The organism is Stenotrophomonas maltophilia (assembly GCF_013464915.1).
Lineage (GTDB): Bacteria > Pseudomonadota > Gammaproteobacteria > Xanthomonadales > Xanthomonadaceae > Stenotrophomonas > Stenotrophomonas maltophilia_AT.
Genome location: NZ_RAVT01000088.1, coordinates 1 through 3031, shown reverse-complemented (window position 1 = coordinate 3031; position 3031 = coordinate 1). Strand labels below are relative to the sequence as shown.

4 protein-coding genes are annotated in these 3031 nt (G+C 67.2%); all 4 read right to left on the bottom strand.

The window, feature by feature from the left end:
* Window positions 1–180: 180 nt before the first annotated feature.
* Window positions 181–1401, bottom strand: a complete 1221-nt coding sequence (locus tag D7T59_RS21020; RefSeq protein WP_164136602.1) for an ATP-binding protein — start codon at window positions 1399–1401, stop codon at window positions 181–183.
* A gap of 91 nt (window positions 1402–1492) precedes the next feature.
* Window positions 1493–1831, bottom strand: coding sequence for a flagellar protein FlgN (locus D7T59_RS21015; protein WP_005409580.1), 339 nt, complete (start codon window positions 1829–1831; stop codon window positions 1493–1495).
* Window positions 1828–2133 (bottom strand): flagellar biosynthesis anti-sigma factor FlgM, encoded by a 306-nt coding sequence (gene flgM, locus D7T59_RS21010; RefSeq protein WP_164136601.1) that lies wholly within the window; start codon window positions 2131–2133, stop codon window positions 1828–1830. The genes D7T59_RS21015 and flgM overlap by 4 nt, the downstream gene beginning before the upstream one ends.
* Before the next feature lie 75 nt (window positions 2134–2208).
* Window positions 2209–2865, bottom strand: coding sequence for a flagellar basal body P-ring formation chaperone FlgA (flgA, locus tag D7T59_RS21005; protein ID WP_062606981.1), 657 nt, complete (start codon window positions 2863–2865; stop codon window positions 2209–2211).
* Window positions 2866–3031: the final 166 nt, after the last annotated feature.

The window sequence follows — 3031 nt, the reverse complement described above, 5'->3', positions numbered from 1 at the left end:
CGTACCTACGAGGAACAGCGGCGCAGCAATGCCGGGCCGGCGMCGGTGGAACCAGCCGATGGTGGAGAGGATCGTCCGTTGCGGTAACGGTCCCCTCTGGTAGAGCCGGCCGCWGGCCGGCTGCCCTGGATGTCAGGTTCAATGAGGTTGCCGGCCAGCGGCCGGCACTACCAGAAGCGATCAGCGCGGCTGCTTCACCGGCAGCACCACGCGGAAGCGCGAACCGACGCCCGGGGTACTGTCCAGGTCGATGCGGCCGTGGTGCTTGTTGATGATGCTGTAGGAGATCGACAGGCCAAGGCCGGTACCGCTGCCCACCGGCTTGGTGGTGAAGAACGGATCGAAGATGCGCTGGCGAAGTTCCGGCGAGATGCCACCGCCGGTGTCCTCGAATTCGACCCACACCTGGTCGCCATCGACACCGGTGCGCACGGTGATCGTGCCGCGCTCGGCGATGGCGTGGCCGGCATTGAGCAGCAGGTTCATGTAGACCTGGTTCAACTCCGACGGCAGGCACTCCACCAGCGGCAGCTGGCCGAACTCGCGGTGCAGGGTGACCTTGTACTTGAGCTCGTTCCAGATGATGTTGATGGTCGATTCCAGGCCTGCATGCAGGTCGACCAGCTTCCACGACTCGTCGCGGCCGGAATACGAGAAGTCCTTCAGGTCACGCACGATGCGGGTGACCCGCTCGATGCCCTCGCGCGATTCGGCCATCAGCTGCGGCAGGTCGCGGCTGATGAAATCGATGTCCAGGCGGTCACGGATATCGTCGATTTCCGGAATCAGTGCTTTCGGGTCGGGCGCGCGCAGGGCGCGTTCATAGGCTTCAATCACCGTGAACAGGCTGCGCAGGTATTCCTGCAGGCTGCCCAGGTTGGAGTGCACGTAGCCGATCGGGTTGTTGATCTCATGCGCAACGCCCGCGGCAAGCTGGCCGATCGAGGCCATCTTCTCCGACTGCAGCAGCTTCTCCTGCGTGCCGTTGAGGCGCAGGTAGGCCTGGCGCAGCTCGGCATGGCGCTGCTGCAGCTCGCGTTCGTAGTCTTCCTGTCCTTCGATATGGCGGAACAACGCCAGGAAGTGCCCCTGGCCCACCGGGCCGTGGTGGTAAAGGTGGGCGATGACCACGCCCTCGCCCAGCGGCAGGCTGCCGTTCCAGTGACCATGCTGGCGCGCCTGCTCCAGCGCGTCGGGCGGCAACAGTTCGCGCAGCCGCTGCGGCGGCGGCAGTGCACCGCCCTCACCGCCGGCCAGCAGGTTCTGCGCGGCCGGATTGGCCAATGCCACCTGCCCGTCTTCAGTGAACAGCAGCAGCCCTTCGCGCAGGCGCTCAAGCAGAGCCTGCAGCACCGGCTGCGGCGGAAGGGGGGCGGTAACCAGGGCGTTGGCAGCGGACACGGCGACTCGGGGCATTCGAACAGGCGCCCAATATACGCGGTCGTGCAGCAGGCTTCAGCCTGCGGGCGCGGGTTGTGCGATCGCCGTCGCCTCAGGCGACGGCGAGTGGGCGGCGGGCAGTGACGGTGTGTGACTGGCCCTTGGCGTCATAGGCCGAGGCGTCTTCGGTACGGCCCAACTGGCGCAGTGCCCAGTTGACCTCGCGCCGGCGCCGCGAAAGCAGCACGCCGTTGGCGCGGTTGCGCTCGGCCAGTTCCTGCAGCTGCTCACCCTGCCCCACCGGCGGCGCGCCTTCCAGCGCACGCAGCGCTTCCAGCTTGGCCCCGGTGGCCCGGATCAGGGCGTGCACGTCGTGCTCGACCAGGGCCTGGCGTTCAACGTCCAGGGCCTGGGCAAGGCGCTGCAGCGGCTCGCTCATCGCCGCGGTCATCCGTGCAGCTGCTGGTCCAGCTCAAGCATGCGCGATGCGATCGCGTCCGGATTGATCTTGTAGGTGCCGTTCTGCAGCGACTCGCGCACGGCGGCAACGCGCTGGGCGTCGATCGCCGGGGCGGTGGTCAGCTCACGCTCGATGGCCTGCAGATTGGTGGCCTCGCCGGTCAGGCGCAGACTGTCGGCTGCCTCGACCGGGCGCGCCGGCGCGTCGCTGCTGACGCCGGGCTTGCTGGCCGGGGTCGTCACACTGCGCAGTGCCTGGGGGACCTGCAGGTTGCCGTCGATTTTCTGGCTCATGGGGTGTCCTGGAGTTGCCGTTCACAAGGGATAACGGCCTCGGGGCCGCGATCTTTAGGGATATTTTGCGGTAAATCAACGCGCCACGATTACGTCACCTGCGGCATCGACCGTGCCCTGCACGATCCGCCGCGAGGACAGGTTCTCCACCGAGACCCGTTCATTCTCACCGGCATCGCCCATCGCGCGACCGGCAATGCGGACCTCGACCGAGCCACGACGCGATACCAGGGCCACATTGTCTCCTCGCTTGATGAGACGCTGCACCACCAGATCGTTGTTCGACAGCAGGGCCCCGGCCTGCAAGGGACGGCGGGCGATGCGACCGATCGCCGCGTTGGGATCGGCCAGCACCGCACCGGCAATCCGGGCAGCGTCTCGCTGGGCAGTGGTGATATCGGCGGCGGTGAGGGTTTCTCCAGTGCCGATTCCACGGTTGAGCACCAGCACGGTCTGGTTGCGCCGCACCTTCACCGGTACGAACAGGCGCCAGCCGCCCGCATCGGGGCAACTGACCTCCACGGTGGTGTTGGCGGTGGGCTGCACCTGCAGCGCGCCGCCACACTTCGGCAGGCGCAGCGCATCGGCCACCTGGGCCTCGCCCTCGCTGCCCGCCGGCAAGGTCGTCAGCGCTGCAGCGCGGATGCTGGCTACGGGCTGCCAGTCGGCGGCAGCCGCCCACGGCGAGGCCAGGGCAAGCGCGATGGCCAATAAAGATGTGACCCGGCGCATGGCGCCTCCTGTCGATGGGACCTGGCCCAGCTGCGTGCAAGGGGTGTGCCAGAGGCGCGGGACCGGGATATGTAGAGTCGACTGTTAGTTGTGTAAACCCAGTACGTTGTTCAGCGGGATTCTGGAAATAGGTGGCTGGCAGCCGATCCCCATATGGGGGCGGTGC

Bases quoted from the DNA above. Each gene is read 5' to 3' on its own strand.
- D7T59_RS21015 (WP_005409580.1), bottom strand. From the start codon at position 1,831: ATGACCGCGGCGATGAGCGAGCCGCTGCAGCGCCTTGCCCAGGCCCTG.
- flgA (WP_062606981.1), bottom strand. From the start codon at position 2,865: ATGCGCCGGGTCACATCTTTATTGGCCATCGCGCTTGCCCTGGCCTCG.
- flgM (WP_164136601.1), bottom strand. From the start codon at position 2,133: ATGAGCCAGAAAATCGACGGCAACCTGCAGGTCCCCCAGGCACTGCGC.